Consider the following 26,740-nt stretch of genomic DNA (forward strand, 5'->3'; position numbering starts at 1 on the left):
GATATCCCTTTCGTCCTTGCCCAAAACCGTTACCCCACACCCTTGGCTTGGACTTTGGGAGTCAAATGATTGCTTTCAACCACCATTCACACCACAAAGGATGAGAAAAGGACAACCATTTGAGGCAGAATTTGTGACGTCTATCTGTTACACTTCGCGCCCGCCATTTTCCGGCTCACTCTCTGACTTGATGTCAGGCGCAGCCGTCGGTGGTTACAACCTCCGTCTCGCTCATGCCGAGCTAACCAAGCCAAACACAGCCCAGCTGGAACACAGGAACCCATTATGAGATTTGAATCGTTCGATTTTGCCCCCGAGATTTTGCGTGCTGTCTCAGATTGCGGTTATCAGGAGATGACCCCTGTGCAGCAACAGGCGATCCCGGCCATTCGCCGTGGCCGCGATGTGCTGGCCAGCGCCCAGACCGGTACCGGCAAGACCGCCGCCTTCGCCCTGCCCATCTTGCAGCGTCTGGTAGACAATCCGGCGCCGGTCCAGCCTTCCAACGCCCGTGTGCTGATCCTGACCCCGACCCGCGAGCTGGCGGCTCAGGTGGCGAGCAACATCAATGACTTCGCCAAGTATCTCGATATCACCACCATCACCATCGTCGGCGGTGGCAAGCAGGACGTGCAGGCCAAGAAGCTCAAAGCGGGCGCTCACATCATTGTGGCCACCCCGGGCCGTCTGCTGGAGCACCTCACCGCCTGCAACCTCAGCCTCTCCGGCGTCGAGTGTCTGGTGATGGATGAAGCGGATCGCATCCTCGACATGGGCTTCAGCGCCGATGTGCAGAAGATCCTGCAAGCGGTCAACAAGACCCGTCAAAACCTGCTCTTCTCCGCCACCTTCTCCGATGCGGTGAAAAAGCTGGCCAACCTGATGCTGGATCGCCCGCAGATCGTCAGCGTCAACAAGCAGAACTCCACCGCCGACACCGTCAGCCACACCGTCTATCCGGTCGAGCAGAAGCGCAAGCGTGAGCTGCTCTCAGAGCTGATTGGCAAGCAGAACTGGCAGCAGGTGCTGGTGTTCGCCAGTACCCGCGAGAGCTGTGATGTGCTGGTCGAGGAGCTGAACCTCGACGGCATCAAGTCCGCCGTTGTCCATGGCGAGAAGGCCCAGGGCAATCGTCGCCGCGCCCTGCGCGAATTCATGGAAGGCAAGGTACGGGTACTGGTCGCCACCGAAGTGGCCGCCCGTGGTCTGGACATTCCGGATCTGGAATACGTGGTCAACTATGATCTGCCGTTCCTGGCGGAAGATTACGTGCACCGCATCGGTCGTACCGGTCGTGCCGGCAAGCGCGGCATGGCCATCTCCTTTGTCAGCCGTGAAGAGGAGCGTACCCTGCTGGAGATCGAGGCCCTGATCGGCCAGAAGATCCGCCGCATCATGGTGCCGGGCTATGAGGTGAGCAGCCGTGACGAGCTGATCAAGCAGCTGCAGGAGCGTCGCCGCTTTGGCAAACGCCCGCAGCGTGAAGATAACGCCGTGGCTCAGGTGATGGCCGAAGCCAAGCTGCAGGGTCAGCGCCTCAAGCGTCTGGCTGCAGCCAAGAAGCCCCGTCAGCCGAAATAAGGCGGGCAGTTGCTCTATTGAACCGCAAAGGCGCCACTGGCGCCTTTGCCATCTCTGTCATCGGTGTTGGCCCCAGGTGGTCAACTCAAGGATTGCTTATGACCTCTCCGACCTACAATCAGGCCCTGTTCGAGATGGCCACCCAGAGCCTGGCCGAACTGGCCCGCACCGCCGAGCAAAAGGCGGGCAAGCGCACTCCGGCCCAAGAGAGCCACTTTCTCTGCACCTGGATGGCCGACTCCCTCAAGGAGAAGCGCTTCTCCCGTCTGGTGATGGAAGATTTGAAAGCTTGGGTGCAGCTTGGCCGCACTCTGGGTGCGGGCGCCGATCTCAAGGGATTGCTGGAGCGCATCGCCTTCCAATACCAGTGCGCCATGACCAATCCGCAGCAATTGGGAGCCAAGCTGGCTGCCCTGCTGGAGGAGCTCTCAGCGGCAGGCTGGCTGGTGCTGACCGAGAGCGAGGTGAACGCCAAGCTGCGCCTGCAATCTGGCGGTCAGGCGAGTCTGGTGGTAAGCCATAGCGAATATGAAGGCCATATCGAGGACGGTGAGCTTGTCAAACCCCTCACCCTCTATGTGCGCGGTGACGAGAAGGTGCTGGCCGAGGCGGCCTTCAAGCACGGCCTGCTGCTGAGCCAGGGCAACAAGAAAACCACCCTGGTCAAACATCACAAGGCCTACCGGCTGATGCCGGACAACGCCCAACCGGCGCTGGCACTGCTGAGCGAGGCCCGCCAGAGCGCCTGATCCCGCCTGTTTTCAACAATAAAAACGGCAGACCCTTGTGCAGGATCTGCCGTTTTTTATTGTTCGATGTTTGATGATGAGGTTGGGTAGTCGTTTAGCGGATCTTGATGCCAATCTGGCCGGCATCACACCACTCGAACATCACCTCTTCGCTCTTGCCGCAGCAACTGCCACCACAGACCCGGCTTTCACGCTTGATGACCCGCCCCTTGCGCATCCAGACGCCGAGCATGGCCTCCACCGCATCTTCCGAGGTGTGGAAGTGGCGAGCAAGATCACGCCGGCTCACCTTCTGCTGCGCGGCGAGGTAATCCCCCAGCTCGCGCAGAATCATAAGGTCACCACCTTGCGGGCAACGATGTCACCGTGACGGCGACCAGCCCACCAGAGCAGTACCAGAGAGAGGCCGTAGCTGACGATCCAGAACAGGCTCTGCTCCGGATGAGCGGCAAAGGTCGCGACCTGATAAAAGAGGGTGGCGCACATAAAGGCCATATAGTTGCACCATACCGCCGTCATCAGCGCCCACTGACGACCGGTTTCCCGCACCAGCGCGCCCATGGCGGCGGCGCAAGGCATGTAGAGCAGCACGAACAAGAGGTAGGCAAAGGCACCGGCTGCCCCGTCGAAGTGGGTCTGCATATTGCCGTAGGTGGAGACATCCACCTCCTGCGCTTCGGCAGCTGCCTGCTGATCATCCAGCTCACCGACAGACAATCCCATGGGGTCGCTCGGGTTGATCTCCGCCAGATTAGCCGCCACGGCATCGATCGCCTCGTGGAAACTGGCCACCAGCGAAAACTCGCTCTCCTCCTCTGCATCGCCACCACCGGCGTAGAGGCTGTTGAGGGTTCCGACCACCGCCTCTTTGGCGAAGATACCGGTGACGATACCGACCGTGGCTTGCCAGTTGTCATCGCGTACACCTATGGGGTGCAGCACCGGGGTCACCGCCTGGCTGATCTTGCTCAGGACCGAGCTCTCCTGCTCCTGATGGCCAAAGCTGCCATCGGTACCCAGGGAATTGAGCACGCTCAGCACGGCAACCACCAGTACGATGGTTTTACCGGCGCCAAAGACGAAGGATTTAAGCTTCTGCCAGGTCTTGATGGCAACGTTGACCGGACGCGGCCACTCGTAATCCGGCATCTCCATCAGCATGGAGTCGCTCTTGCCCGGCAGCAGGGTGCTACGCAGCAACAGGCCGGTGAGCACCGCCACCAGAATGCCGATGAGGTAGAGACCGAACACCAGGTTCTGGCCAGACTCGGGGAAGAAGGCCACCGCAAACAGGGCGTAAACCGGCAGACGGGCACCACACGACATGAAGGGGGCCATGGCGGAGGTCATCAGCCGTTCCCGCTCGGAGTTGAGGGTACGGGTCGCCATCACCGAGGGGACGGTACAACCAAAGCCCATCAGCATCGGTACGAACGCCTTGCCCGGTAGGCCGAGGCGGCGCATCAGGGCATCCACCACGAAGGCGGCACGGGCCAGATAGCCGGAGCTCTCCAGCACCGCGAGGAAGAGATAGAGGCAGCCAATCACCGGAATAAAGGTGGCCACGGTCTGCAAACCAACGCCAAAGCCGTCTGCCAGAATGGCGCCCAGCCACTCGGGGGCATTGACCAGTCCCAGCAGGTGGTGCACCCCATCGACAAACAGGGCGCCGCCCATGATGTCAAAGAAGTCGATAAAGGCGCTGCCAACGTTGATGGCAAACAGGAACATCAGATACATGACAAACAGGAAGAAGGGGATGCCAATCCAGCGATTGAGCAGCACCCGATCCAGCCACTCGCTCTGGGCCTCGGTGAGCTTGCCCTTCTGCTGACGAGCCTGTTGTACCCACTGGTGGATATGGCCGTAGCGAATATCCGCCAGTTGCAGGTCGATATCCTGTCCCTGATGGGCGCGAGCCACTACATTGGCGGCGGCTGCCTGCTGACCGGGCAGCAGGGTCTCCTGCATCACCGCATCCTCTTCCAGCAGGCGCAGGGCGCGGCCACGGGTAGTGAGGTGATGCGGGGCGAGCAGGGTCTCCAGCTCCGCCAGATCGGTTTCAAGCGCGTTGCCGTAATCGAGCTGCAAGGCGGCTTGCGGCTGACCGATAAACTGCCGGATCTGCTGCTTGAAGGCGGCAACCTGCTTGCTGTTGTGGGCAGAGAGGGCCACCACCGGGCAACCGAGGGATATGCCGAGCTTGCTCTCGTCGATGACGATGCGGCGCTTTTGCAGGATATCCAGCTTGTTGAGCACCACCACCATGGGCAGGCCCAGTTCGCGCAGTTGCAGCGTGAGGTAGAGGGAGCGCTCCAGATTGGCGGCGTCGATGACGTTGAGCAGCAGGTCGGGTTGTTGACCCTGGGCAAAGCGGCTGGCAATCTGCTCGTCCAGACTGCCATCCTGACTGGCCAGGCTATAGATGCCGGGCAGATCCATCAGCTTGAAGTGATGCTCACCCGCGCTGAACTCACCCATCTTCTTGTCGACGGTGACACCACTCCAGTTGCCTACCTGCTGGCGGGCGCCGGTCAGGGCGTTGAACAGGGAGGTCTTGCCGCTATTGGGGTTACCTACCGTTACCAGGGAATAATTCATACCAGCTCTACCTCTATTTTCTTCTGAACCCGCCGCGTGCGTGTGGCAAGCCGCTTTGCAGGTTCGACTTCTTGTCTCTGAACCGCTCCCGGTGACGTTTCTTGACCGGAGCGGCAGCCGAGCAGGGGGTTATACCGGCTCGACTTCTATTTGCTGGGCCAGACTCTTTTGCATGGAGAGACAGATCCCCTGGCACTGGATCTGGAGCGGGTCCCCCAGGGGGGCGGAGCGCAGATAGATGACTTCAGTCTGGGGCAACAGGCCCATCACCATCAGTTTGCGGCGCAGCGGCCGGGCGAGCTGATTCATATTCTTGATGCGAGCACTCTGTCCCGGTGACAACTGCGTGAGTACCATGACTGACTCCTGAAGTTAAACAATAATAATTCGCTTTTACTTGGGGCATTATAAGCTGTGTCTTCAACTTTTATTTGAGTAAAATCAAACTCCGCTTAGCTAACCCATAAAGTATTGCCATGAGTCACGACAACAACAGCCGCCTCGTTTACAGCACAGATGGCGGCATGATCAAGGAGCAGAGCGCTCCCCAATCCGCCTCCCCCTTCCCCACCGACGGCACCGTGCGCATTCGCCGCGAGACCAAGGGGCGCAAGGGTGCCGGGGTGATCACCATTCATGGCGTACCCGCCGATCAGCAAAAATCCCTGGCCACCCTGCTCAAGAAAAAGTGCGGCACCGGAGGCGGTATCAAGGAGGGAGTGATCGAGATCCAGGGGGATAAACGGGACCTGATCAAAACCGAGCTGGAGAAAGCCGGTTTCAGCGTCAAGCTGGTGGGTGGCTGATCCCCTTGTCACTCATGCGGTTTTTCCCTAGAATGCCCGCTCCCATCGAGGGGGAGTAGTCTCGCACACCGGTGCCATCCATTGCATGAATACCGGTTTGCGACCCTGATCAACATACTTGGTGCCAAATCACCATGGTCAGGGTGATCCATGCCAGCCATGGATTTGACAAGACCTTTGACGGGCCAGTGCCAATACCGGGGACGGATGGCGCAGGCTTGTCTTTGGTTTATAACAATTCCGTCCCCCGGTCATTTTTATGGAAGCCTTGTTAACCTCAACCCTCAGCGTCGCTATTGCCGAAATCGGCGATAAAACCCAGCTATTGGCGTTGCTGCTCATCTGCCGTTTTCGCAAGCCCTGGCCCATCATCGCCGGCATGCTGGCGGCTACCTTGCTCAACCATGCGGGCGCGGCCTGGATTGGTGAGTTCATCAGCCGCTGGCTCGATCCCAAGATAATGACTTGGCTGGTCGCCATCGCCTTTATCGCCATGGCTATCTGGATTTTGGTGCCGGACAAGATGGATGACGAGGAGAGCTCGCTGGATAAATACGGCCCCTTTATGGCCACCTTCGTGCTCTTCTTTATTGCCGAAATTGGCGACAAGACCCAGATTGCCACCGTGCTGCTGGCCGCCAAATATGACTCGCTGGTGCAGGTCATTACCGGTACCACCCTCGGCATGATGCTGGCCAACGTGCCTGTGGTGCTGATCGGCAAGCTGGGGGCAGACAAGCTGCCGCTCAAGGGGATCCGCATCGCCTGCGCCATCCTCTTCGTCGGCCTCGGGGTGAGCACTCTGATCTTTGCCTGATCGCCTTTTCCGCTGACCAAGCCCTCCCCTGTGGAGGGCTTTTTTGTTTGCAGCTTTGTCTATTGCGTAATCCGCTGTCGCAACCACCAGCCGTAGAGCCAAGGGGCAGTGCACGGTTGCGGGTGCCTCATGCCATAATGGGGCAAACCTCGTGGAGTCCCCCCATGCACAACGTATCAAGAGAGACGCTTCTCGAATGGGTCAAACAAGGACGGCTGGCGCCAGAGAAGCTGGCGGACGCCCTGACCCTCGCAGATCTTCCCCCCCATCCGGCGCGCTGGCAGTGGCTGTTTGACCGGCTGCTGCTCTGGCTCGGCGCCCTCTGTATCGGGGCTGGCCTTATTTTCTTCGTCGCCTTCAACTGGCAAGAGCTGGGCCGGGTCTCCCGCCTCGCCCTGCTGGAGGCGCCGCTGCTCGCCATGCTGCTTCTGCTGTGGCGCAAAGCACTGGGGGATACCCCCCGTCAGGCGCTGCTGCTCGCTATCGCCCTCAATATCGGCGCCCTGCTGGCGCTGGTGGGTCAAACCTACCAGACCGGTGCCGATCCCTGGCAGCTGTTCGCCACCTGGGCGCTGATGCTGGTGCCGCTGGCGGTATTTGGCCAAAGCCCGCTGCTCTGGACCTTAAGCTGGCTGCTCGGCCAGCTGGCACTGGTGCTCTACTGGCGGCTCGGTTTGTTCACGTTCTTCTTTACCTTCGATGAAGAGGGATTGGGCTGGTGCCTTACCCTGCTCAACGCCGCCCTCTGGGGTCTGCTTCTGCTGGCGCCAAACCGCTGGCGCCTGATGCCAAGCTGGCTGGCGGGCCTTGCCGCCGGTCTGGGAGCCACCCTGCTCACCCTGCTGGCGCTGTTTGATGCCGCTTCCCCGCTGGTGTGGCCGCTCTGGCTTGGCTGGCTCGCTGCGGCCTATGCCCTTTGGCATCATAGATTTATCGCCGGACTCGCCATGGGGTGCCTCAGTCTGATTGCCGTCATCCTCGCGGCGCTGGGCAAGTGGATGGAGCCCGACATCAACGGCTTCTTGCTGCTGAGCCTGATTGCCATCGGCCTTTCGGTCACCGCCGCCCGCTGGCTGCAACAACAACGGAGGTCTCATGAGTGATCTGACCCTTTGGCAAGCACTGCAACAGGCCAATCTGGTGGAAGGGGATCAGCCCCGTGATACCCACCCCCACTGGTCGAGCCGCTTTCTGCTGGGGCTGGTGGGCTGGATTGCCGCCCTGTTCCTGCTCTTTTTCCTGTTTCTCACCTTCGAGCAGCTGACCCGCGAGGCCAACAGTGCCCTGCTGCTCGGGGCCGTTCTGCTGGCGGGGGCCTACGCCCTCAATCGCAGCCAAAGCGGCGATCTCTGGGATCAGTTCGTGCTGGCCCTCACCCTGGCGGCCGATGCCTGGCTGCTCTATGGCCTGCTCGATCAGCTGGACCTTCATCACGCCCTGCTCTGGTTTGGGTTGTGCCTGCTGTCGCTCGCCATCGCAGTGCTGTTCGATCACTGGCTGGTGCGGCTGTTTCACAGCGTGGCGGCGGCCCTGCTGCTCACCCTTGGCCTTGCCTGCCTCGGGCTGCAACTGCTGGCCCTGCCGCTGGTGATGGCGGCCATCACCTTCTGCTGGCTGCGGGCAGATAGGGATCCAGAGCGCCACCAGCTCTACCACTCCATCACGCTGGGGCTCGCCCTCTCCCTGCTGGTGCTGGGACGTCTGCACCATCCGCTCTGGGATGGCGGCAGCAGCGTGCTGGACGAGCTGGGGCTGTCCCGCCTGCCGAGCTGGCTCAATCCCCTGATCTGCGCCGCCCTGCTGCTGGCGGTGATGGTGAAGCTGAGGCTCCCGCTGCTGTTTGGCCTGCCACTGGTGCTGATCAGCGCCATCATCCCCGGCATGGGGGCAGGCGCACTGGTGCTGATCCTCGGCTTCTATGCCGGTAGTCTGGGGCTGATGACCCTCTCGGCCCTGCTGCTGCTCGGTTATGGCTCGCTCTATTACTACGATCTCGGGCTCACCCTGATGACCAAATCCTGGCTGCTGCTGGGCTCCGGCATCCTGCTGCTGGGGGCCCGCCAACTGCTCACCACCTTTGCGGCAAGGAGCGACTCATGAAACCTGTCACCCGACAACTCGCCCTGTTGCTGAGCGGCCTCGCCATCCTGGCAGGCATCAATGCCACCGTCTGGCGCTATGAGCACGCCATGAGCAGCGGCGAAGTGGTGCTGCTGCGGCTCGCTCCGGTCGATCCCCGCTCTCTGATGCAGGGGGATTACATGCGGCTCAACTATGAAATTGCCCGCGAGCTGACCAGCCGCGACGCCCAAACTACTCAAAACAAGGGCAGCGACACCCTGGTGATCCGCCTCGATGCCCATCATGTGGCCACTCTGGTGGCCGATGGCAAACCGGATCGGCTCGCCAGCGATGAGCGGCTATTGCAGGTTCACCAGAGCGAACAGCAGTGGCAGATCGGCCCCGATGCCTACTTCTTTGAAGAGGGCACGGGGGAACAGTACGAAGCGGCCCGCTACGGCGAGTTCCGGCTGCAAGCCGATGGCAAGACCCTGCTGGTGGGGCTGCGGGATGAGGCCTACCAGCCCATCGGGCAGATCCGCGCCCGCTGGTAACGGCAGTGAGTGGCTATTTACTCTGTTCATGGTCACACTCAAGGGAAGGTTGATCGCTAAGGATGTTCCCAATGAGGATATGGCTGATCTGTCATCTGTTGCTGCTCTGCTGGGCCTCGACGGCCCGGGCTGATCTGGGCAAGCTCGAGTACCTTACCGAAGAGTACCCCCCCTACAACTACAGCGATCCGCAAGGCCAGCCCACCGGCCTTGCGGTCGATCTGCTGCAGATGATCTGGCAGCACAGCGGCGTGACGCCCCAGCCGGTGCGCATCCTGCCCTGGGCGCGGGGTTATTACTTGCTAACCCAGAAGCCCAACGTGGTGCTCTTCTCCACCGCCCGCACCCAGGCCCGGGAGGATCTCTTCAAGTGGGTCTGCCCCATCGGCTACTCGGAGTACATACTGCTTGGCCGCAAAGCGCAGAACATCACCCTGACCGCCTTCGAACAGATGAGCCAGTACAAGATCAGCGCCGTGCGCTCGGACGCCGCCGAGCAGCTGCTGCTCAACAACGGCATGGATGACAACAACATCATCCCGGCCAACCGCCTGTCGCAGGGGTTGAAGATGCTGCTCTCCGGCCGCGCCGACCTGCTCGCCACCAGCAAGCTGGCGGGATATGACGCCATCCGCGAACTGAAGCTGAGCAGCGACGACTTCAATGTGGCCATGGTGCTGAGCGCCGAGCAGCTCTGCTACGCCTTCAGCCGTCAGGTGCCCGACAGCGAAATCACCCTCTTTCAGCAGGGCCTGACCCGCGCCCTCGCCTCGGAGGAGTTTCGAAAATTGCAGGCCAAATACCTGCCGGTGCGCTGAGCACTCACTCACCCGCTGGGCAGCAGTTCGCTGCCCATTTTATTGATGAAAGATGCAATAGAGGTGGCTAGCTATTCCCGCCGCAAGCAGTCAAACTGGGCTACATAGTTGATTGTGAAGGATCTTTCCCGTGCGGACATGGCACCTACCTCATCTGCTACTGCTCTTGTGGGCCACCTTCGCGCAGGCCGATCCGGGCAAACTCGAGTATCTGAGCGAAATCTCTCCCCCGTTTAATTTCAGCGACCAGCAAGGGATGCCGACCGGATTGTCGGTAGAGCTGATGCAGCTTATCTGGAAAGCGCGCGGCGTGTCGCCCCAGCCAATCCGCATTATGCCGTGGGCCCGGGGCTACAACCTGCTGCAACAAAAACCCAATGTGGTGCTGTTTGCCACTGCCCGTACCCCGCAGCGGGAAGCACTCTTCAAGTGGGCCTGCCCCATCGATCACTCGGAGTTTGTGCTGCTGGGGCGCAAGGCGGACAACATCACCCTCGGCTCGGTGGCCGAGATCAGCCGCTACAAGGTCGGCGTGGTGCGCTCTACCGTCTCCAAACAGCTGCTGCTCGAGCGCGGTATCGATGAGCGCCAGCTGATGCTGGCCAACCGCCTCACCCAGGCGGCCAAAATGCTCACCTCAGGTCGCGCCGATCTGTTTGCGACCAACAAGCTGGCGGGCTATCAAACCCTGCAGCAGCTTGGCTTCAAGCCGGATGACTTTCATGTCGCCTTCGTGCTGGATGCCAGACCGCTCTGCTACGCCTTCAGCCGTCAGGTGCCCGACAGCGAGGTCGCCCTCTTTCAGCAGGCGCTGACCCAGGTCGTCGCCTCGGCGGATTTCTCGGCCCTGCAAGCCAAATACCTGCCGCTGCGCTAACGCCTCGATCGCCGCCGACATTGGGTGCGGGATGGGACTGTGCACCCGCGCTTTTTTGCCAAACATGCTCCGTCGCCTTGGCGAAATCGGCCAGCTTGGTCACACTTGAGCAGATATTCCCTTGATCAGGATGGCAAAAATGAAACCATGGATTGGATTGGCCGGGGCGCTGCTGGCCACCCTCGCACAGGCGAGTCCTGAGCTTGGCAAACTGCACTACATCACCGAAGAGTACAAACCCTACAACTACGCCGATGCCAGCGGCGCCCCCACCGGCCTCGCGGTCGAACTGCTGCAACTGGTATGGAAAAAGACCAATACACCGGCGCAGCCCGTCACCATCATGCCCTGGGCGCGTGGTTACTACCTGCTGACCCAAAAACCCAATGCGGTGCTCTTCTCCACCGCCCGCACCCAGGCGCGGGATCCCCTGTTCAAGTGGGCCTGCCCCATCGGATATGCCGAGATCGTGCTGGTGGGGCTGGCCGATCGCAATATCACCATCACCAAGCTCGACGATGCCAAGGCGTTCAATATCGGGGCGGTGCGGGCCGATGTGGGGGAGCAACTGCTGCTCAACAACGGCTTTGACGAAACCAGGCTGATGGCCGCCAACCGGCTGGCACAGGCGCTGAAGATGCTCACCTCAGGCCGGGTCGATCTGGTCTCCACCAACAAGACCACCATGGAGCAGCTGATCGTCGAACAAAAACTCGATCCCGCCCGCTTCAAGGAGCAATGGGTACTGAGCTCGGAGCAGTTCTGCTTCGCCTTCAGCCATCCGGTGAGCGACGAGCTGGTCAAGGAGTTCCAGACCGGCTTGACCCAGGTGCTGGCGAGCAGCGAATACCCGTTGCTGCACAGCAAATACTTCCCAACCCCCGCCGCCAAATAGCGGCGCGGCGTCGAGCGCCAACAACAAGGGGCCCACCGCTGGCCCCTTCGCTTTTTACTGTTTGTGCTTCCCTCTTTTTACCTTTTGCACGCCTCTCGCGGCGTCACCCCACCACCCTGCCACTGCCAAGCCCCGACAATCATCAACTAATCACTAATTAATAAAAGTTTGTGCCAGCGCAAAAAATCACTCTTTTCTGATAGTTAGCTCATCAAAACCATAGATAAGACCACTCTGGCTCCGTAATATGGCGATGGGCGTCTGTTGACCCCTTTTCCGAGATCAATGGTCAACGGCGCAATCTGGTAGCGACAGTCAGGGGCGGTAGCGACTTTAGCGTAGGGTCGATTAGCGAAGCGTAATCGTCCGCGGTAACCGTCCCCTCTCCCCTTGCGGGAGAGGGCTAGGGTGAGGGGGGTCGGTAACGTCATTACATAGCGGAATATCGCCGTCTAATTGGCATGGCTTCGCCATGCAGGACGCGAGGACTCCGTCCTCGACGGGGTTTCGCCGCCGCTGCGCGGCTTGGCGAGTGACTTTTCTTTGCGTGGCCAAAGAAAAGTCACCAATCGAGCGGCCACCCCCACTTGTTCGCCCTCCTGCGTCGGATTCCCGGTTCACCCGTTTGTCCCAGCGGCGCTCGCTCGGCGAACAACAGGGGGCAACACCCGACCCGTAGCCCCGAGGAAAAGATCAAACACAGGATTCATGCCGATCTGAGATAGAGGTGTAATTCACTTCGTTCATTACACCCTACGACATACACCGATTTCTATTGCATTATTTCCTATCAGAAAAGATACATTTTCGAGATTTATATGAGCAACAGCCTAATTGATAATTTAAAATCGTTTAACCGCAAAGAGCGGTTTTACCTAATTGGCCAAATGCTGGGAAACCCAGAATTTCGCATGGATGACAACCAGCTTGATAAGATATCAAATCTAATCGGTCTCACCATCCCCAGAAAATACTTTGCTGCAATGGATTACCACCTTGACTGGATTTATGCCAGCTTATTTCTCACCCAAGAACATGGTGGAAAAATATTTCCACGCAACTTCATCGATAATAATAAAAAGGTTGATTTGCAAATATCAGGCACTCAAGAGGATGTAGACTTTCTTATTGCCTTCGTTGATCACGAAAACACCACCCATATAGTGATGATTGAAGCGAAAGGTGATAGCTACTTTAGCAATGGGCAGTTAGACAGTAAAAACAAACGATTTAAAGCTATTTTCGGCAATGAAAATACATGGCCAAATGTAAGACCTCATTTTTTAATTTGTAGTCCTAAAGAGCCACAAAAAATAAATATTGAAGACCCCGCCTACTTCATATTTAAAAACTCTGAGTTACTTCTGCTTAAACTCGATATGGGGGATGGCAAAAAAAAGGTAACTCGATGCAATAAAGACGATAAAGCATGTAACGATGGTAAATATTGGAAGATTGAAAGCCGTTCTTAGACATTGATGTCCAATTCATTTCATTCGTTGCCCTTGTGCTTTCGAAGCAGTGATAGGGGGAACCATTATCTCCGGCCCCCCTCACTCACCCTATGGCGAGATCAGATTGTCGCACCTACGCAACAAGCGCCATCGACATGGTTGCATAGGTGAAAAAATCATGGCGGGTATAACGGCAAGCGGTGCCCATCCCTATCGGGAAACGGTTTTATATTGAAGGCCCGATAGTGAGTATTTCAACGTGATAACACCTTATTTCTCGAACGTCCAATTACGCTTCGCCAATCGAATCTACGAGCTAGATTGTCACTCTTAATTCCCCAAGTAAAGTCTGCTTGGTTTCATAGAGGGAAAGTCAAAGTGAGTACAGCTAAAGACGGCAAATAACCAGTTCAGCCAATAGAAATATATCTGATGCCCAACATTTAACATTGGTCCCTCGAGTATGCATTTATATTTCTTCAATCTGTTCTAAGCATTGATATAAGTTATTAGGAATAATCATATGCCCAGAAAAAAAGCAATTGAACATCCGGCTCCACTATTAAAAATAAGAGTGTCAGATTTCAATGCTGAGCCATGGCTGGTAGCAATGTGTGCAGGATATGAAAAAGGTGAATGGAGGGAGTCTCAACTAGTTGAGCACGCTATGGAATGGCTCCCTGAGTTTGCTCTTAAATATAGTGAATGGAGCTCCCTCGGTGCATCCAATGCAGTGAGGTTACTCAGAAAATCTGCAAAAGCGTTATACAACACTGACAAATTTAAAAGTCGTGGAGAGTTTGGTGAATTGTTTCTTCATATGATACTGAGACAAGTTTTTGGCACAATTCCAGCGATCTGTAAAATTCACTACAAGGACTCAAGAAATGATACTGTAAAAGGCTTTGATTGTGTTCATGTCATTTCTCAAGAGGGTCAACTCGAACTATGGATAGGCGAAGTTAAATTTTACAAAGAAATTTCATCCGCAATAAGGGATGTTATTAATGAACTACACGATCATACAGAAAGAGATTATCTACGAGATGAGTTTACTGCAATAATCAACAAAATTGATGACACTTGGCCTGATTCTGATAAATTAAAACTCCTTTTAGATGAACACACCTCACTTGACGAAATTTTTTCCTCTGTATCAATTCCTATTTTACTTACTTATGATAGCGATACTATAAATAGTCACACTAAAATAACTAAAGATTTTGAATCTGCATTTGAAAATGAAGTCCGTGCCAATTGGAAAAAATTTAAAGACAAAGAACCACCTGAATTTGTAAATATAAGATTAATATTGCTGCCTTTAAAGTCAAAAGAAAGTATTCAGAAAAAATTGCATGAGGAGCTGCAATCATGGAGTTAAATGTTCTTAGTGAAAAATTAAAGGACATAGAGACGATTGAACGTGAATCCTTTGCAATTACAAGAGCACTGGTCACACTTTACAATAACGCAGACTCTCAATCCATTTCAAAAGTCCAAGATCTTGTATTAAGAGCGATGGATAAATATAAATATTTTGGACAATCTTGTGACATAATTGATTCATTGGTAAGAGAGTTAGGATTATTTCCATATTTAAATATGGATAAGCTGACACTTAGAGATAGGCTAGCAGTCGAAGTTCATAGAGCATCTATTGGCAGTGAAGATATTTATTTTCATGGCCCACAAGCCGAAGTGTATTATAAATTAATTAGTGGCCAAAGCGTTGTATTAAGTGCACCAACTAGCTTTGGCAAAAGCTTAATCGTAGATGCACTGATTGCAAGTGGCAAATTTAATAACATTGTTATAGTCGTCCCTACTATTTCCTTAATTGATGAAACAAGAAGGCGACTTTCAAAGTTTAGTTCTGAATTTAAAATTGTAACGCATTCATTACAATCAAAAGGTCAAAAAAACATTTTCGTTTTGACACAAGAACGTGTACTAGAAGAAAACTTTATTGATGATGTTGATTTTTTTGTAATTGATGAATTTTATAAGTTGAGTCCTTGGGCTGATAGTGGTAATAGATGCTCATTATTAAATGAGGCGTTCTATAGGCTATATAAGAAATGCAATCACTTTTATATGTTAGGCCCTAATATACAGGGGGTTGTTGGTGACTTTATTGAAAATGTAAAATTCGAATTTATTAAATTTAGTTTCAGTACTGTTGTCACAGAGTTTCATGACCTCACATCCTCCGAGAAAGAAGATACCTTAGTTAACCTATGCGAATCCATTGACGGTCAAACAATTGTCTTTTGCAGCTCACCAGCAAGAGCAAACGTAGCGGCCGAACTGATTGCCAGTAATATTGACCTTGATGGAGAAGATGATTCAATAAATCTAGCAGACTGGCTAGCTGAGAATTATCACGAAGAGTGGGTTTTGACTAATGCTCTAAGATGTGGAGTAGGAATTCACCATGCCAGAATACCCCGTAGCATATCGCAATATATTGTAGATTTATTTAATACGGGGAAAATTAAATTTTTAATATGCACGTCGACATTAATTGAAGGCGTTAATACCTCCACTAAAAACATCATCTGCTACGATAATAAAATAAATAGGACAAACATTGATTTCTTCACATTCAATAATATAGCGGGTCGAAGTGGTCGGATGTTTAAACACTTCATTGGTAATGTTTATTTATTAGCCCCCCCACCAACCGAACAACTACCTTATGTAGACATTCCCGTCTATTCTCAGGGACCAGATACTCCTGAATCTCTACTTGTAAATATGGACCAAAGTGATCTTACTCCACGCTCTAAAGAAAGAATTCGCGCTATCGTAGAGCAGAGTGACTTAGAACTAAGTACCATAAGAGAAAATAAGACCATAGAGCCTACTCAGCAAATTGATTTTGCTCGAGCTTTAAACAAAAAATATGAACTTTGGATTAATAACTTACTATGGAAAGGATATCCAAGCTATGACCAACTTAAATTTATTTGTAGTTTGATTTGGGAGTTTTTTGAAGGGGCTAAGCTAGGTAATAGAAGTGTTGTTTCAGCTTCTCAACTATCATTCAAAATTCGTGAATTATCGATGAATAAACCCATATGGCAACTAATTCAGGAATCTCAGCGATACAGACCTAATGAAAAAATAGATGTGATAATAAGTAGAATTTTAGACTTCAGGAGACTTTGGGCAAATTTTCATTTTCCGAGACTACTTAGAGCAATAGCGTCAATAGTGAACAACGTTCAAAAAATGAGAGGTGCCAAATACTTATGTGACTATAGCGCTTACTCAATTATGATAGAAAATTATTTTCTTGACCCATCAATTGTGGCACTTGAGGAATATGGATTACCTCTCGAGGTATCTTTGAAGTTCAAGTCTATATTATCTTCGGAAGGTGAGCTAGATAAATCTCTGGCTGCTTTGAAGAACTTAAAATATACAAACCAACTATCTAGTGTAGAAATTAACTTTCTAGCTAGAGCTAAAGAAGGAATTTAATTTAAAAAAAACCGCAGCCCTTGGGCTGCGGTTTTTTATTGGCTCAACCTGTTGGCACCAGACGCCAACAAGGCCAACCGGCCTTAGGCACGGCGCCAGCTGGTCTTGCCAGCGCTATCTTCCAGCACGATGCCCATCTCGGTAAGACGGTTGCGGGCGGCATCGGCAGCAGCCCAGTTCTTGTCGGCACGGGCCTGATTGCGCTCGGCGATCAGGCGCTCGATTTCGGCAACCTCTTCGTCCGCTTCGTCACCCTTGAGGAAAGCTTCGGGGTCTTGCTGCAGGATGCCGAGCACGGCACCCAGCTCGCGCAGACGGGCGCCCAGCGCGGCGGCGACGGCCATGTCTTCCGCTTTCTGACGGTTGATCTCGCGCACCAGATCGAACAGGGCGGAGTAGGCTTCCGGGGTGTTGAAGTCGTCGTCCATCGCTTCCTTGAAGCGCGCTACCTGCTCGTCGCCACCGGCAGCAACGGCTACCGGCAGATCGCGCAGGGCGGTGTACATCCGCTCCAGCGCGGCGCGGGCTTGCTTGAGGTTATCTTCCGAGTAGTTGAGCTGGCTGCGGTAATGGCCAGACATCAGGAAGTAACGGACGGTTTCGGCGTCGTAGTGGGCCAGCACGTCGCGGATGGTGAAGAAGTTGCCAAGGGACTTGGACATCTTCTCTTTATCCACCATCACCATGCCGCTGTGCATCCAGGTGTTGACGTAGTCGCCACCGTGGGCGCAGCAGGACTGGGCGATCTCGTTCTCGTGGTGCGGGAACTGCAGATCGGAGCCGCCGCCATGGATGTCGAAGTGGTTGCCAAGGTGCTTGGAGTTCATGGCGGAGCACTCGATGTGCCAGCCAGGACGGCCCGGGCCCCAGGGGCTTTCCCAGGTCGGCTCGCCGGGCTTGGACATCTTCCACAGCACGAAGTCGAGCGGGTTGCGCTTGGCATCGACCACGTCAACGCGGGCACCGGCTTGCAGTTGCTCCAGATCCTGACCGGAGAGCTTGCCGTAGTCGGCATAGGATTCGACGATAAACATCACATCGCCGTTGTCCGCCACGTAGGCGTGCTCTTTTTCCAGCAAGGATTGCACCAGCTCGATGATCTCTTCGATGTGCTGGGTGGCGCGCGGTTCGATATCCGGGCGCACCATGCCGAGGGCGTCGAAGTCGGCGTGCATGTCGCCAATCAGACGCTCGGTCAGCTCGTCGCAGGTGACGCGGGTTTCAGCGGCACGCTTGATGATCTTGTCATCCACGTCGGTGATGTTGCGCACATAGGTGAGGTCATAACCGGCGTAACGCAGGTAGCGAGCCACCACATCAAAGGCGACGAAGGTGCGGCCGTGGCCGATATGACAGTGATCGTAGATGGTGACACCACACACATACATGCCCACCTTGCCCGGGTGGATAGGTTTGAATTCTTCTTTTTGACGAGTGAGTGTGTTGTATATCTTCAGCATCTTCTAACCACTGCCTGTGAGTAAAATGGTTGGTCATAATACCCCGTTCAGGGGCAGAAAACGAGGCAGAAAAGCGGGCCAATCCCGCCTGCCAGCACGGTTACGGCGCCTGAGAGACTATGCCGCCAGCCCCTGATGGGCTAGAATTGCCACCACTTTATGCCATACACCTGCGGGCACTTCGTCGTCCGCACCAAATGAAAGGACATATCATGGTCACTCTGCACACCAATCACGGCGACATCACCCTCACCCTGAATGCTGAAAAAGCCCCGGAAACCGTGGCCAACTTCCTGCAATACTGCCGTGACGGTCACTACGACAACACTATTTTCCACCGCGTTATCGACGGCTTCATGATCCAGGGCGGCGGCTATGCTCCGGGCTTTGAAGAGAAAGACACCCGCGCCCCCATCAAGAACGAAGCGGCCAACGGCCTGTCCAACAAGATCGGCACCATCGCCATGGCCCGCACCATGGAGCCGCACTCTGCCAGCGCCCAGTTCTTCATCAACGTGAACAACAACGACTTCCTCGACTTCAAATCCGCCACCACTCAGGGCTTCGGCTACTGCGTATTCGGTGAAGTGACCGCCGGCATGGACGTGGTCAACAAGATCAAGGGCGTCAAGACCGGCAACTACGGCCGTATCCATCAGGACGTTCCGACCGAAGACGTGGTGATCACCAAGGTGACCCTTGCTGACTGATCTCTGCCGACTCGGCACTGACAAAACTGCGGCCCCGGCCGCAGTTTTTCCATCTGCCTCCTCCACAGCCAACCCAAACTGGCGCCGCCTCGACTATCTGGCCCACGGCAACCCGCGCCAGCGCTCGGCCCATGCCCTGCTCACCGCCGGTGTGTGGGATGAGCTGGCAGCGCAGTGCGCCGATCTGGCGCTGGTGAGCACGCTCGCCATCGGCCTCGATCGGCCGGGCAGCGATCTCGATATCCTCTGCCAGCATCCAGATCCCGCCGAGTTTGCCGCGACGCTTGCAGCCCAAGGTTGGCAGGCGAGCGCCAAAGACGAGAATATCTGGCTGCTGGAGCGCACCTTTGCCTGTCTCGAGCAGAGCTGCGCTGTTAGCGGTTGCGATCAAAGCGATGCCAGCTGGCCGCTGGAGCTCTATGTCACCCCCGCCCCCATCGAGACGCTGAACGGCTGGCGCCACCTCACCATGATGGCCGCGTTGCTCGAGCGGTTTGGCGATGCTTTCTACCGCGAAGTGCTGCGTCTGCGCCTTGAGGAGGGATTGAAAGGGGAAGCAGCCATGTGCCGTTTGCTGGGTCTGGCGGGCGATCCTTATGAAGCGCTACTGACGCTGGAGGGACGCAATCTGGCCGAGCTGTCATGGCAGCCGCCATCCCGTGACGATATCCATACCTCAACTGGCGCGATGGCGCCCGCAGCGCACGATTCGTCCCCTGTTGTGTCTACTATCTCTGCCATCCCTGTTTGCCCTGTTTCGACCGAGAGCCCGACCCCCACATCATGAGCACCCTCTTTATCAGTGACATTCACCTCTCTGCCCAGCGGCCCGATATGACCGCGGCACTGGTGCGCTTTCTCGAGCACGACGCCCCCGGCGCCGATGCCCTCTATGTGCTGGGGGATCTCTTCGAGTTCTGGATTGGCGATGATGACCCCAATCCGCTCCATCAACAGATGGCCGATGCCTTTTTGGCCCTGAGCCAGCAGAACGTGCCCATCTACTTTATCCACGGCAACCGTGACTTTCTGCTGGGGCAACAGTTTGCCAAGCGCGCGGGGATGACATTGCTGGGGGATCCTTGCGTTATCGAGCTCTATGGGGAGCGGGTAGTGCTGAGCCACGGCGATCTGCTCTGCACCCTGGATGAGGGGTATCAGAAGTTTCGCCGCATCACCCAGCTCAAATGGCTGCGCTGGCTCTTTTTGCGGCTGCCGCTCGCCCGCCGTCAGGCCATCGCCTGCAAGATGCGCGGCCAAAGCCGGATGGAAAATGCCCACAAGAGCCAGATCATCATGGATGTAACGCCCGCGGCGGTGGACGACACCCTGCGCGCCCACGACTGCCGGATGATGATCCATGGCCACACCCACAGACCCGCCATCCACGACTTCACCCTCGATGGCCAGCCCGCCCGCCGCATTGTGCTGGGAGACTGGTTCGAGCAAGGCTCGGTGCTGGTCTGTCGCCCCGGCGAGCAGCGGTTGGAAATGCGGGCGCTGGCAGAGGCTTGATAGCCCGCCAGTCCGGTTGACCACCAAGCGCCGGCCCCCCCATCACTCCCCATCGTTCGCGCCATCCGGTTCACTGCCCATCAGGCGCGAGCGAATAAGTGGCGATCGCTCACAGATCAGCAAAGCAAACCTGCACTCCTCCTTCCGTCCCCGGGTTGTGTGAACCCCGTCACCTTGCCCCTTGCCGATTGAGAGGATGATAGCGCTCAGGCAGAAACGTCTTTCTCGCCAGTATTTCAACAAGTTGAGGTTTGTATGCCTGACAGCAATGCGGTCGCTCACCCGTTCGATGCCAAGAAGATCAATGTCAACGATCCCTATGAGATGAAGCAGTGGATCAAAATGTTCGAGTGCACCGAAGTCCAGCTGAAACGGGCGGTCAAGGCAGTCGGCACCTCAGGCAAGGCGATCAGAAAATACCTCAAGAAGTGAGGGTGCAACCCCGTCACAAACCCGGCCCCGCTGACGGGCTTTTCTCATTTTGGCCTTTACGTGGGCCATCCCCGCCCCTGTTTGGCGGTGCACATACCGCCATTCAGCCGCTCATAACCGGACTGTGCAGCCCGACCAGCACTGGCCGCCGTCCGACAGCTTGTGACCGGCCAGCGCCGTCTGGCCCTTCGCATCCCGGCATCCCTGCCTATAATGCGGGCTCAAACACACAGAGAGGATTAATCCATGGGCTTTATCACCTGGATCGTATTGGGACTGTTGGTGGGTATTCTGGCGAAGTGGATCATGCCGGGCCGCGATGGCGGTGGCTTCTTCATGACCGCCCTGCTGGGGATTGTCGGTGCCATGGTTGGCGGCTATGTGGGTACCCTGCTGGGGCTGGGCTCAGTGACCGGTTTCAATATCCCGAGCATCGCGCTGGCGACCGTGGGCGCCCTTATCGTCCTGTTTGTCTTCAACAAGATCCGCAGCTGACAACCCAACGCCATCTATGTGTAGATAAACAGGGCACCGCGAGGTGCCCTCTCTTTTTTTATCGCCCTCACGATGTTGCCAGCGGCAAGATCAGCCTCACCAGCAAGCCCCCCAGCTGGGTGGCCGGCAGCAACACAACTTCGCCGTGGTGGTAGTGGGCGATATCGCGCACCAGCGCCAGACCAAGCCCCGCTCCCGGCTGTTCGCTTCCCTGCTCGAGGCGCTGGAACGGCTGCCAGACTCGCTCCGCCAGCTCGGGGGCGATGCCGGGGCCGCTATCCTCTACCTCCAGCCAGATCTGCCCGTTGCTTCGCACCACCCGCGCCGTCACGGTGCCGTGGGGTGGGGTGTATTTGATGGCGTTGTCGAGCAGGTTGGCGCAAAGCTCCCCCAGCAGCAGCGGCTCCCCCGCCACCATGATGGCGGACTCCTCCCCTTCGTAACCGAGATCGATCCCCTTGCTGCGGGCCTGCGCCAACCGTGACAGACAGGCCTGCTGCACCAGCGCCGTCAACTCCATAGGCTCACGCTGGCGCAGCCCGGAGCACTCGTCCGATTTGAGCCGGGCCAGCAACAGTAACCGTTCGGTCAGGGCGATGGTGTGATCGAGCCGCACGGCCATGGCATCGAGGCTTTCGCTCATCAGGGCCGGATCGCCACTGCCGCGCGCCACCTCCACCTGGGTTTTCAAAATGGTGAGCGGCGTCCGCAGCTGATGGGCGGCATCGGCGCTAAAGCGCTCCTGCCGGGCCACCAGCTGGCGCAATCGAGCCAGCTGGCGGTTGAACGCCTGCACCAACGGCCGGGTCTCCTGCCAGGGGAGCAAATCCGGCAAGGGGGCAAGATTGGCGGCATCGCGGCGCAGGATCTCCCGCGACAAACGGCGCATTGGGGTGAGCAGCCGTTTGAGCAACAGATAAGCGAGCAGCAGGGTGAGCACCACCAGTGCCCCCTGGGTCAGCAGGGCCGACCAGAGCAACTGCTCCGCCAACTGCTGGCGACCAAGCAGGGTTTCCGCCACCGTGATGCGGGCCATGCCGTTGACGCCCCCCTCACCTACCGGTTGCAGCAGCATCACGGCGCGGATCGGCGCCTCCTGATAAAGCCCGTCATAGAAGTAGGCGAGCGCCGGATAGCGGTCGGTCAGTGGCGTACCGTCCGGCATGGGGGGCAAGTCGTCAAAGCCGGAGATGACCCTATCGTCGATACCGCGCACCTGATAGAAGAGGCGATCGCGCATGTTGCGCTCGAAGCTGTCGAGCACCACATAGGGCACATCCACCCTGAGGCTGCCTTCGGCTGCCGTCAGCCGCTCGGCAACGGTACGGGCCGAGGCGAGCAGAGTGCGATCATAGGCCGAGGTGGCCGCCGCCAACGCGCCGTAGTAGCTGTACCAGGCCGAGGCAGCCCACAGGATCAGCAAGGGGCCCCCCAGAAACAGCAGCAGTTGATGGAGCAGGGAGCGGCTAATGGGAGGCCTCCGGCGCCGCTTCCAGCAGATAGCCGAGACCGCGCAGGGTGGTGATCACCACCCCGCTGCCCACCAGCTTTTTGCGCAGCCGGTGGATATAGAGATCGATGCTGTCGAGCCCTACCTCGTCATCGAGGTTGAACACCTGCTCGAACAGCTGTCCCTTGGCGACCGGCCGCCCGTGGCGGTACATCAGCGCTGTCAGCAGCGCCAGTTCGCGCGGAGTCAGGGCCAGCCGGGCATCGGCCAGCAGAAAATAGCCGTCGGGGTGCAGGGTCAGGCGACCCAGCCGCAGCTCGGCACCGCCACTTTCGCTGCGCCGCAGCAGGGCTCGCAGCCGGGCATCCAGCTCTCCCAGATCGAACGGCTTGGCCAGATAGTCATCGGCACCGGCATTGAGGCCACAGATCCGCTCCTCCACCGCGCCGCGGGCGGTGAGCAGCAGCACCGGCACTCCCTGCCCCCTACTGCGCAATCGGCCGAGTACCGCCAGCCCGTCGAGCTTGGGCATCTCGATATCGAGCACCGCCAGCGCGTACTGTTCGTGGCGCAGCAGGTGATCAGCCTGAGCCCCGTCAGCCACCCAATCCACCGCGAAACCGGCGCTGGTGAGTGCCCGCGACAGCCAGTGGGCCAGTTCGTGATTATCTTCTGCCAACAGCAAGCGCATCCCTCTCCCCTTGTTCCTAACCACGGCATTCAGCCGCAGTGCTTCAACTGCATCCCTTCATCACTGCTATTGCGGGAGAAGGTGCGATCAGGGTCACACTCCCGGCTCTTGGTCAGCGATTGAAAGGTGAATGAAAGGTTGTTGTTTTAACAATTTCGCATCACTTCGTCTATCGACGGAGTCACACCCAGGAAAAACAACGACAAGATGGAGCACACAACCATGAAGCAACGCACACGTCATGCCCTCGCCCTGCTGACCCTGCTCGGTGCCCTGCCACTGCAGGCGGCCGAAAGTGCCACGACCCCGAGCCGTACCGAATGCATCGCACCGGCCAAACCGGGCGGTGGCTTCGATCTCACCTGCAAGCTGCTGCAGGTGAGCCTGCAGGAGACCGGCACCATCGACAAACCGATGCGGGTCACCTATATGCCGGGCGGGGTCGGCGCCGTGGCCTACAACGCCATCGTGGCCCAGCGCCCTGCCGAGGCGGGGACTGTGGTCGCCTTCTCCGGCGGCTCCCTGCTCAACCTCTCACAGGGTAAATTTGGCCGTTACGGGGTGGATGATGTGCGCTGGCTGGCGGCGGTAGGGACCGATTACGGCATGATCGCGGTGCGCCACGATGCCTCCTATCAGAACCTCAAGGAGCTGGTGAGCGCCATGGAGCGCGATCCCAACAGCGTGGTGATCGGCGCGGGTGCCTCCATCGGCAGTCAGGACTGGATGAAGACGGCGCTGCTGGCCAAACAGGCCGGGGTTGACCCTCACAAGATGCGCTACGTCGCCTTTGAAGGGGGCGGCGAGCCGGTCACCGCGCTGCTGGGCAACCATGTGCAGGCGGTCTCCGGCGATCTGAGCGAGATGGTGCCCTATATAGGTGGCGACAAACTGCGGGTGCTGGCGGTGTTCTCTGCCGAGCGGCTGCCCGGCAAGCTGGCCACCATCCCCACCGCCAAGGAGCAGGGTTATGACCTGGTGTGGCCGGTGATCCGTGGCTTCTATGTCGGCCCCAAGGTGAGCGACAGCGAATACCAGTGGTGGAAGCAGACCTTCGATCAGTTGGTGAAGACCGACACCTTCAAGGCGCAGCGGGATCTGCGCGGCCTGTTCGAGTTTGACCTCACCGGCGAGGCCCTCGACAGCTACGTCAAGGAGCAGGTAGCGCAATATCGCGAGCAGGCCAAAGCCTTCGGTCTGGCCAAATAGGAGCCGCAGCCATGAGCGATCGCATCTTCGCCGCCATCTGGCTGCTGCTCTGTCTGGCAGGCGCCGCCATCGCCTGGCAGATCCAGAGCGAATACAGCTATGAGCCGCTGGGGCCGCGCCCCTTCCCGCTCGGCATCATCGGCCTGATGGCGCTGTGCGCCCTGTTGCTGCTGCGCCGCCAGCCGGACACCGTTACCTGGCCGCCGCTGCGTACCCTGCGCCACCTCGCCATCATGGTGGTGGCGCTGGCCGGGTACGGTGCCAGCTTCGAGTGGCTGGGCTTTCCGCTGGCCACCACCCTGCTCACCTTTGTTCTGGGGCGCCTGTTTGGCGCCTCTGCCAAAGCCGCCCTGCTCTCCGGCGTTGTCGGCGGTCTGGTGCTCTATCTCGCCTTCGACCGGCTGCTGGATGTCACCCTGCCCCTCGGCGTCTGGTTCTCTTAAGGAGTCAATATGGATACCTGGATGTACCTATCCCAGGGCTTTGCGGTGGCACTCACCCCGGAGAATCTGGTGATTGCCCTGATCGGCTGCTTTGTCGGCACCGTAGTCGGCCTGCTGCCGGGCCTTGGCCCCATCAACGGGGTCGCCATCCTGTTGCCGCTGGCTTTTGCCCTGAAACTGCCCCCCGAATCGGCGCTCATTCTGCTCGCCACCGTCTATATCGGTTGTGAGTATGGCGGGCGGATCTCCTCGATCCTGCTCAACGTGCGGGGGATGCCGCCGCCATCATGACCGCGCTGGATGGCTACCCCATGGCCCAGCAGGGCAAGGCGGGAGTGGCCCTCTCCATCTCGGCGGTCAGCTCCTTTGTCGGCTCCATGCTCGCCATCGGCGGGATCATTCTGTTCGCCCCGGCGCTGGCGCGCTGGTCACTGGCCTTCGGCCCAGCGGAGTATTTCGCCCTGATGGTGTTCGCCATCGCCTGCCTTGGCAGCATGATGAGCCAGAACCCGCTCAAGTCCTTTATGGCGGCGCTGATTGGGCTGGGACTCGCCACCGTCGGGGTGGATGCCAACACCGGCGTCTATCGCTTCACCTTCGACAGCGTTCACCTCTCGGACGGTGTGCAGTTTATCGTGGTGGTGATCGGCCTCTTCTCGGTGAGCGAGATCCTGCTGATGCTGGAGCACACCAGTGGCGGCGGCAAGCTGGTGCGCACCACCGGACGGATGCTGTTCAACTTCAAGGAGCTGGTCCATTGCACCGGCACCATGCTGCGCTCCTCCACCATCGGCTTCTTCGTCGGCATTCTGCCCGGCGCCGGTGCCACCATCGCCAGTGCCATCACCTACATGACCGAGAAGCGCCTGGCGGGGCCCAAGGCCAAATTCGGCGAAGGGGACATTCGCGGCGTGGCCGCGCCGGAGGCGGCCAACAACGCCTCAGCCTGTGGCTCCTTTATCCCCATGCTGACCCTGGGGGTGCCGGGTTCGGGCACCACGGCGGTTATGATGGGGGCACTGACCCTCTACAACATCACTCCGGGCCCCACCATGTTCACCGAACAGCCCGATGTGGTGTGGGGACTGATCGCCGCCCTCTTGCTGGCCAACGTCATGCTGCTGGTGATGAACATCCCCATGGTGGGGCTCTTTACCCGCATGCTCTCCATCCCGCTCTGGTTTTTGGTGCCCGCCATCGCCAGCGTCTCGGCAGTGGGAGTCTATGCGGTGCACAGCACCACCTTCGACCTGTTGCTGATGGTGGCCCTCGGGGTCTTTGGCTACCTGCTGCGCAAGATGCACTTCCCCATGTCGCCGCTCATTCTGGGCTTCGTGCTGGGTGAAATGCTGGAGCAGAACCTGCGCCGCGCCCTCTCCATCAGCAATGGCGACACCGCCATCCTGTGGAGCAGCGGCATCAGCCAGACCCTGCTGGTACTGGCCATCGTAGTGATCACCCTGCCCCCGCTGGTACGCCTGCTGCGCCGCAGCAAAGCCGATCCGCTGATCCCGGACGCCCGCCCGGAGCAGGGAGCCTGATCCCCTCTGAACAGAAAGAGGCACGCCAGCAAACTGGAGTGCCGTTAACGAACAAGGGCCCCACACAGTGGGGCCCTTGTTTATGAATGGCGTGT

The 26,740-nt window shown here is 57.5% G+C and carries 26 protein-coding genes and 1 pseudogene; 21 read left to right on the forward strand and 6 right to left on the reverse strand.

Annotated features, from left to right (window positions below; all coding sequences use genetic code 11):
* Window positions 1-285 precede the first annotated feature (285 nt).
* Window positions 286-1,581, forward strand: a complete 1,296-nt coding sequence (locus ACTG2B_RS13105; RefSeq protein WP_005337380.1) for a DEAD/DEAH box helicase — start codon at window positions 286-288, stop codon at window positions 1,579-1,581.
* Between the two features lie 98 nt (window positions 1,582-1,679).
* On the forward strand, window positions 1,680-2,330 hold the full coding sequence (locus tag ACTG2B_RS13110; RefSeq protein ID WP_101531291.1) for a DUF2913 family protein: 651 nt from the start codon (window positions 1,680-1,682) through the stop codon (window positions 2,328-2,330).
* Between the two features lie 94 nt (window positions 2,331-2,424).
* On the opposite strand, the gene ACTG2B_RS13115 is transcribed toward ACTG2B_RS13110, so the two are convergent.
* From ACTG2B_RS13115 to ACTG2B_RS13125, 3 genes are all read right to left on the reverse strand, one after another.
* The gene (locus ACTG2B_RS13115) at window positions 2,425-2,664 is read right to left on the reverse strand and encodes a FeoC-like transcriptional regulator (protein WP_005350974.1); all 240 of its coding nucleotides are present in this window, start codon (window positions 2,662-2,664) and stop codon (window positions 2,425-2,427) included.
* Window positions 2,661-4,931 (reverse strand): Fe(2+) transporter permease subunit FeoB, encoded by a 2,271-nt coding sequence (gene feoB, locus ACTG2B_RS13120; protein WP_439996028.1) that lies wholly within the window; start codon window positions 4,929-4,931, stop codon window positions 2,661-2,663. Before feoB ends, ACTG2B_RS13115 begins: the two co-directional genes overlap by 4 nt.
* 129 nt (window positions 4,932-5,060) lie before the next feature.
* On the reverse strand, window positions 5,061-5,288 hold the full coding sequence (locus ACTG2B_RS13125; RefSeq protein WP_005337384.1) for a FeoA family protein: 228 nt from the start codon (window positions 5,286-5,288) through the stop codon (window positions 5,061-5,063).
* A gap of 119 nt (window positions 5,289-5,407) precedes the next feature.
* On the opposite strand from ACTG2B_RS13125, the gene ACTG2B_RS13130 reads away from it, so the two are divergent.
* The 11 genes from ACTG2B_RS13130 to ACTG2B_RS13180 all read left to right on the forward strand — a co-directional run bounded on the left by ACTG2B_RS13130 (window position 5,408) and on the right by ACTG2B_RS13180 (window position 16,699).
* Window positions 5,408-5,737, forward strand: a complete 330-nt coding sequence (locus ACTG2B_RS13130; protein WP_005337385.1) for a translation initiation factor — start codon at window positions 5,408-5,410, stop codon at window positions 5,735-5,737.
* A gap of 259 nt (window positions 5,738-5,996) precedes the next feature.
* Window positions 5,997-6,554 (forward strand): TMEM165/GDT1 family protein, encoded by a 558-nt coding sequence (locus tag ACTG2B_RS13135; protein WP_005337386.1) that lies wholly within the window; start codon window positions 5,997-5,999, stop codon window positions 6,552-6,554.
* A 164-nt stretch (window positions 6,555-6,718) separates the two neighbouring features.
* Window positions 6,719-7,657 carry a DUF2157 domain-containing protein gene (locus ACTG2B_RS13140; RefSeq protein ID WP_439996029.1) on the forward strand — a complete coding sequence of 313 codons (939 nt, stop codon included), beginning with the start codon at window positions 6,719-6,721 and terminating at the stop codon, window positions 7,655-7,657.
* Window positions 7,650-8,654: a DUF4401 domain-containing protein gene (locus ACTG2B_RS13145; RefSeq protein ID WP_439996031.1), complete on the forward strand. Its 1,005-nt coding sequence runs from the start codon at window positions 7,650-7,652 to the stop codon at window positions 8,652-8,654. Before ACTG2B_RS13140 ends, ACTG2B_RS13145 begins: the two co-directional genes overlap by 8 nt.
* Window positions 8,651-9,169 carry a GDYXXLXY domain-containing protein gene (locus ACTG2B_RS13150; protein ID WP_439996033.1) on the forward strand — a complete coding sequence of 173 codons (519 nt, stop codon included), beginning with the start codon at window positions 8,651-8,653 and terminating at the stop codon, window positions 9,167-9,169. The genes ACTG2B_RS13145 and ACTG2B_RS13150 overlap by 4 nt, the downstream gene beginning before the upstream one ends.
* Window positions 9,170-9,240: 71 nt before the next feature.
* A complete protein-coding gene (locus tag ACTG2B_RS13155) occupies window positions 9,241-9,987 on the forward strand; it encodes a substrate-binding periplasmic protein (RefSeq protein WP_042083708.1) in 747 nt (248 codons plus the stop codon).
* A gap of 130 nt (window positions 9,988-10,117) precedes the next feature.
* The gene (locus ACTG2B_RS13160; RefSeq protein WP_159143925.1) at window positions 10,118-10,864 is read left to right on the forward strand and encodes a substrate-binding periplasmic protein; all 747 of its coding nucleotides are present in this window, start codon (window positions 10,118-10,120) and stop codon (window positions 10,862-10,864) included.
* A gap of 139 nt (window positions 10,865-11,003) precedes the next feature.
* On the forward strand, window positions 11,004-11,759 hold the full coding sequence (locus ACTG2B_RS13165; protein WP_439996034.1) for a substrate-binding periplasmic protein: 756 nt from the start codon (window positions 11,004-11,006) through the stop codon (window positions 11,757-11,759).
* 818 nt (window positions 11,760-12,577) lie between these two features.
* Window positions 12,578-13,231 carry a hypothetical protein gene (locus ACTG2B_RS13170; protein ID WP_439996036.1) on the forward strand — a complete coding sequence of 218 codons (654 nt, stop codon included), beginning with the start codon at window positions 12,578-12,580 and terminating at the stop codon, window positions 13,229-13,231.
* Between the two features lie 505 nt (window positions 13,232-13,736).
* Window positions 13,737-14,594, forward strand: coding sequence for a HamA C-terminal domain-containing protein (locus ACTG2B_RS13175; protein ID WP_439996038.1), 858 nt, complete (start codon window positions 13,737-13,739; stop codon window positions 14,592-14,594).
* Window positions 14,585-16,699, forward strand: coding sequence for a DEAD/DEAH box helicase (locus tag ACTG2B_RS13180; protein WP_439996040.1), 2,115 nt, complete (start codon window positions 14,585-14,587; stop codon window positions 16,697-16,699). Before ACTG2B_RS13175 ends, ACTG2B_RS13180 begins: the two co-directional genes overlap by 10 nt.
* An 83-nt stretch (window positions 16,700-16,782) precedes the next feature.
* On the opposite strand, the gene cysS is transcribed toward ACTG2B_RS13180, so the two are convergent.
* On the reverse strand, window positions 16,783-18,159 hold the full coding sequence (gene cysS / locus ACTG2B_RS13185) for a cysteine--tRNA ligase (protein ID WP_139460808.1): 1,377 nt from the start codon (window positions 18,157-18,159) through the stop codon (window positions 16,783-16,785).
* Window positions 18,160-18,371: 212 nt separating this feature from the next.
* Between cysS and ACTG2B_RS13190 the strand changes: the two genes are divergently transcribed.
* The 5 genes from ACTG2B_RS13190 to ACTG2B_RS13210 all read left to right on the forward strand — a co-directional run bounded on the left by ACTG2B_RS13190 (window position 18,372) and on the right by ACTG2B_RS13210 (window position 21,311).
* Window positions 18,372-18,869: a peptidylprolyl isomerase gene (locus ACTG2B_RS13190; RefSeq protein WP_033115878.1), complete on the forward strand. Its 498-nt coding sequence runs from the start codon at window positions 18,372-18,374 to the stop codon at window positions 18,867-18,869.
* Complete coding sequence (locus tag ACTG2B_RS13195; protein WP_439996042.1) at window positions 18,859-19,656, forward strand: DUF4269 domain-containing protein; 798 nt, start codon at window positions 18,859-18,861, stop codon at window positions 19,654-19,656. The genes ACTG2B_RS13190 and ACTG2B_RS13195 overlap by 11 nt, the downstream gene beginning before the upstream one ends.
* A complete protein-coding gene (lpxH, locus tag ACTG2B_RS13200; RefSeq protein WP_439996044.1) occupies window positions 19,653-20,384 on the forward strand; it encodes a UDP-2,3-diacylglucosamine diphosphatase in 732 nt (243 codons plus the stop codon). The genes ACTG2B_RS13195 and lpxH overlap by 4 nt, the downstream gene beginning before the upstream one ends.
* A 255-nt stretch (window positions 20,385-20,639) precedes the next feature.
* Window positions 20,640-20,816, forward strand: a complete 177-nt coding sequence (locus ACTG2B_RS13205) for a DUF3606 domain-containing protein (protein WP_005337420.1) — start codon at window positions 20,640-20,642, stop codon at window positions 20,814-20,816.
* 246 nt (window positions 20,817-21,062) lie between these two features.
* The gene (locus ACTG2B_RS13210; protein WP_005359720.1) at window positions 21,063-21,311 is read left to right on the forward strand and encodes a GlsB/YeaQ/YmgE family stress response membrane protein; all 249 of its coding nucleotides are present in this window, start codon (window positions 21,063-21,065) and stop codon (window positions 21,309-21,311) included.
* Between the two features lie 67 nt (window positions 21,312-21,378).
* Here the strand turns inward: ACTG2B_RS13210 and ACTG2B_RS13215 are convergent, their stop codons facing one another.
* Entirely contained in the window at window positions 21,379-22,734 is a 1,356-nt protein-coding gene (locus ACTG2B_RS13215) for a sensor histidine kinase (RefSeq protein ID WP_019445076.1), read from the reverse strand.
* Window positions 22,735-22,777: 43 nt separating this feature from the next.
* A complete protein-coding gene (gene tctD, locus ACTG2B_RS13220) occupies window positions 22,778-23,452 on the reverse strand; it encodes a transcriptional regulator TctD (protein ID WP_005350926.1) in 675 nt (224 codons plus the stop codon).
* Window positions 23,453-23,674: 222 nt separating this feature from the next.
* Here tctD and ACTG2B_RS13225 point away from each other — a divergent pair, with 222 nt between their 5' ends.
* The 3 genes and pseudogenes from ACTG2B_RS13225 (at window position 23,675) to ACTG2B_RS13235 (ending at window position 26,645) form a co-directional block, all read left to right on the forward strand.
* Window positions 23,675-24,661 (forward strand): Bug family tripartite tricarboxylate transporter substrate binding protein, encoded by a 987-nt coding sequence (locus ACTG2B_RS13225; RefSeq protein ID WP_439996046.1) that lies wholly within the window; start codon window positions 23,675-23,677, stop codon window positions 24,659-24,661.
* A gap of 11 nt (window positions 24,662-24,672) precedes the next feature.
* A complete protein-coding gene (locus tag ACTG2B_RS13230; protein ID WP_042082375.1) occupies window positions 24,673-25,104 on the forward strand; it encodes a tripartite tricarboxylate transporter TctB family protein in 432 nt (143 codons plus the stop codon).
* A 21-nt stretch (window positions 25,105-25,125) separates the two neighbouring features.
* Window positions 25,126-26,645: pseudogene (locus ACTG2B_RS13235) on the forward strand (tripartite tricarboxylate transporter permease).
* Window positions 26,646-26,740: the final 95 nt, after the last annotated feature.

It is taken from the genome of Aeromonas sp. 30P, from assembly GCF_051919805.1.
Classification (GTDB): domain Bacteria; phylum Pseudomonadota; class Gammaproteobacteria; order Enterobacterales; family Aeromonadaceae; genus Aeromonas; species Aeromonas veronii.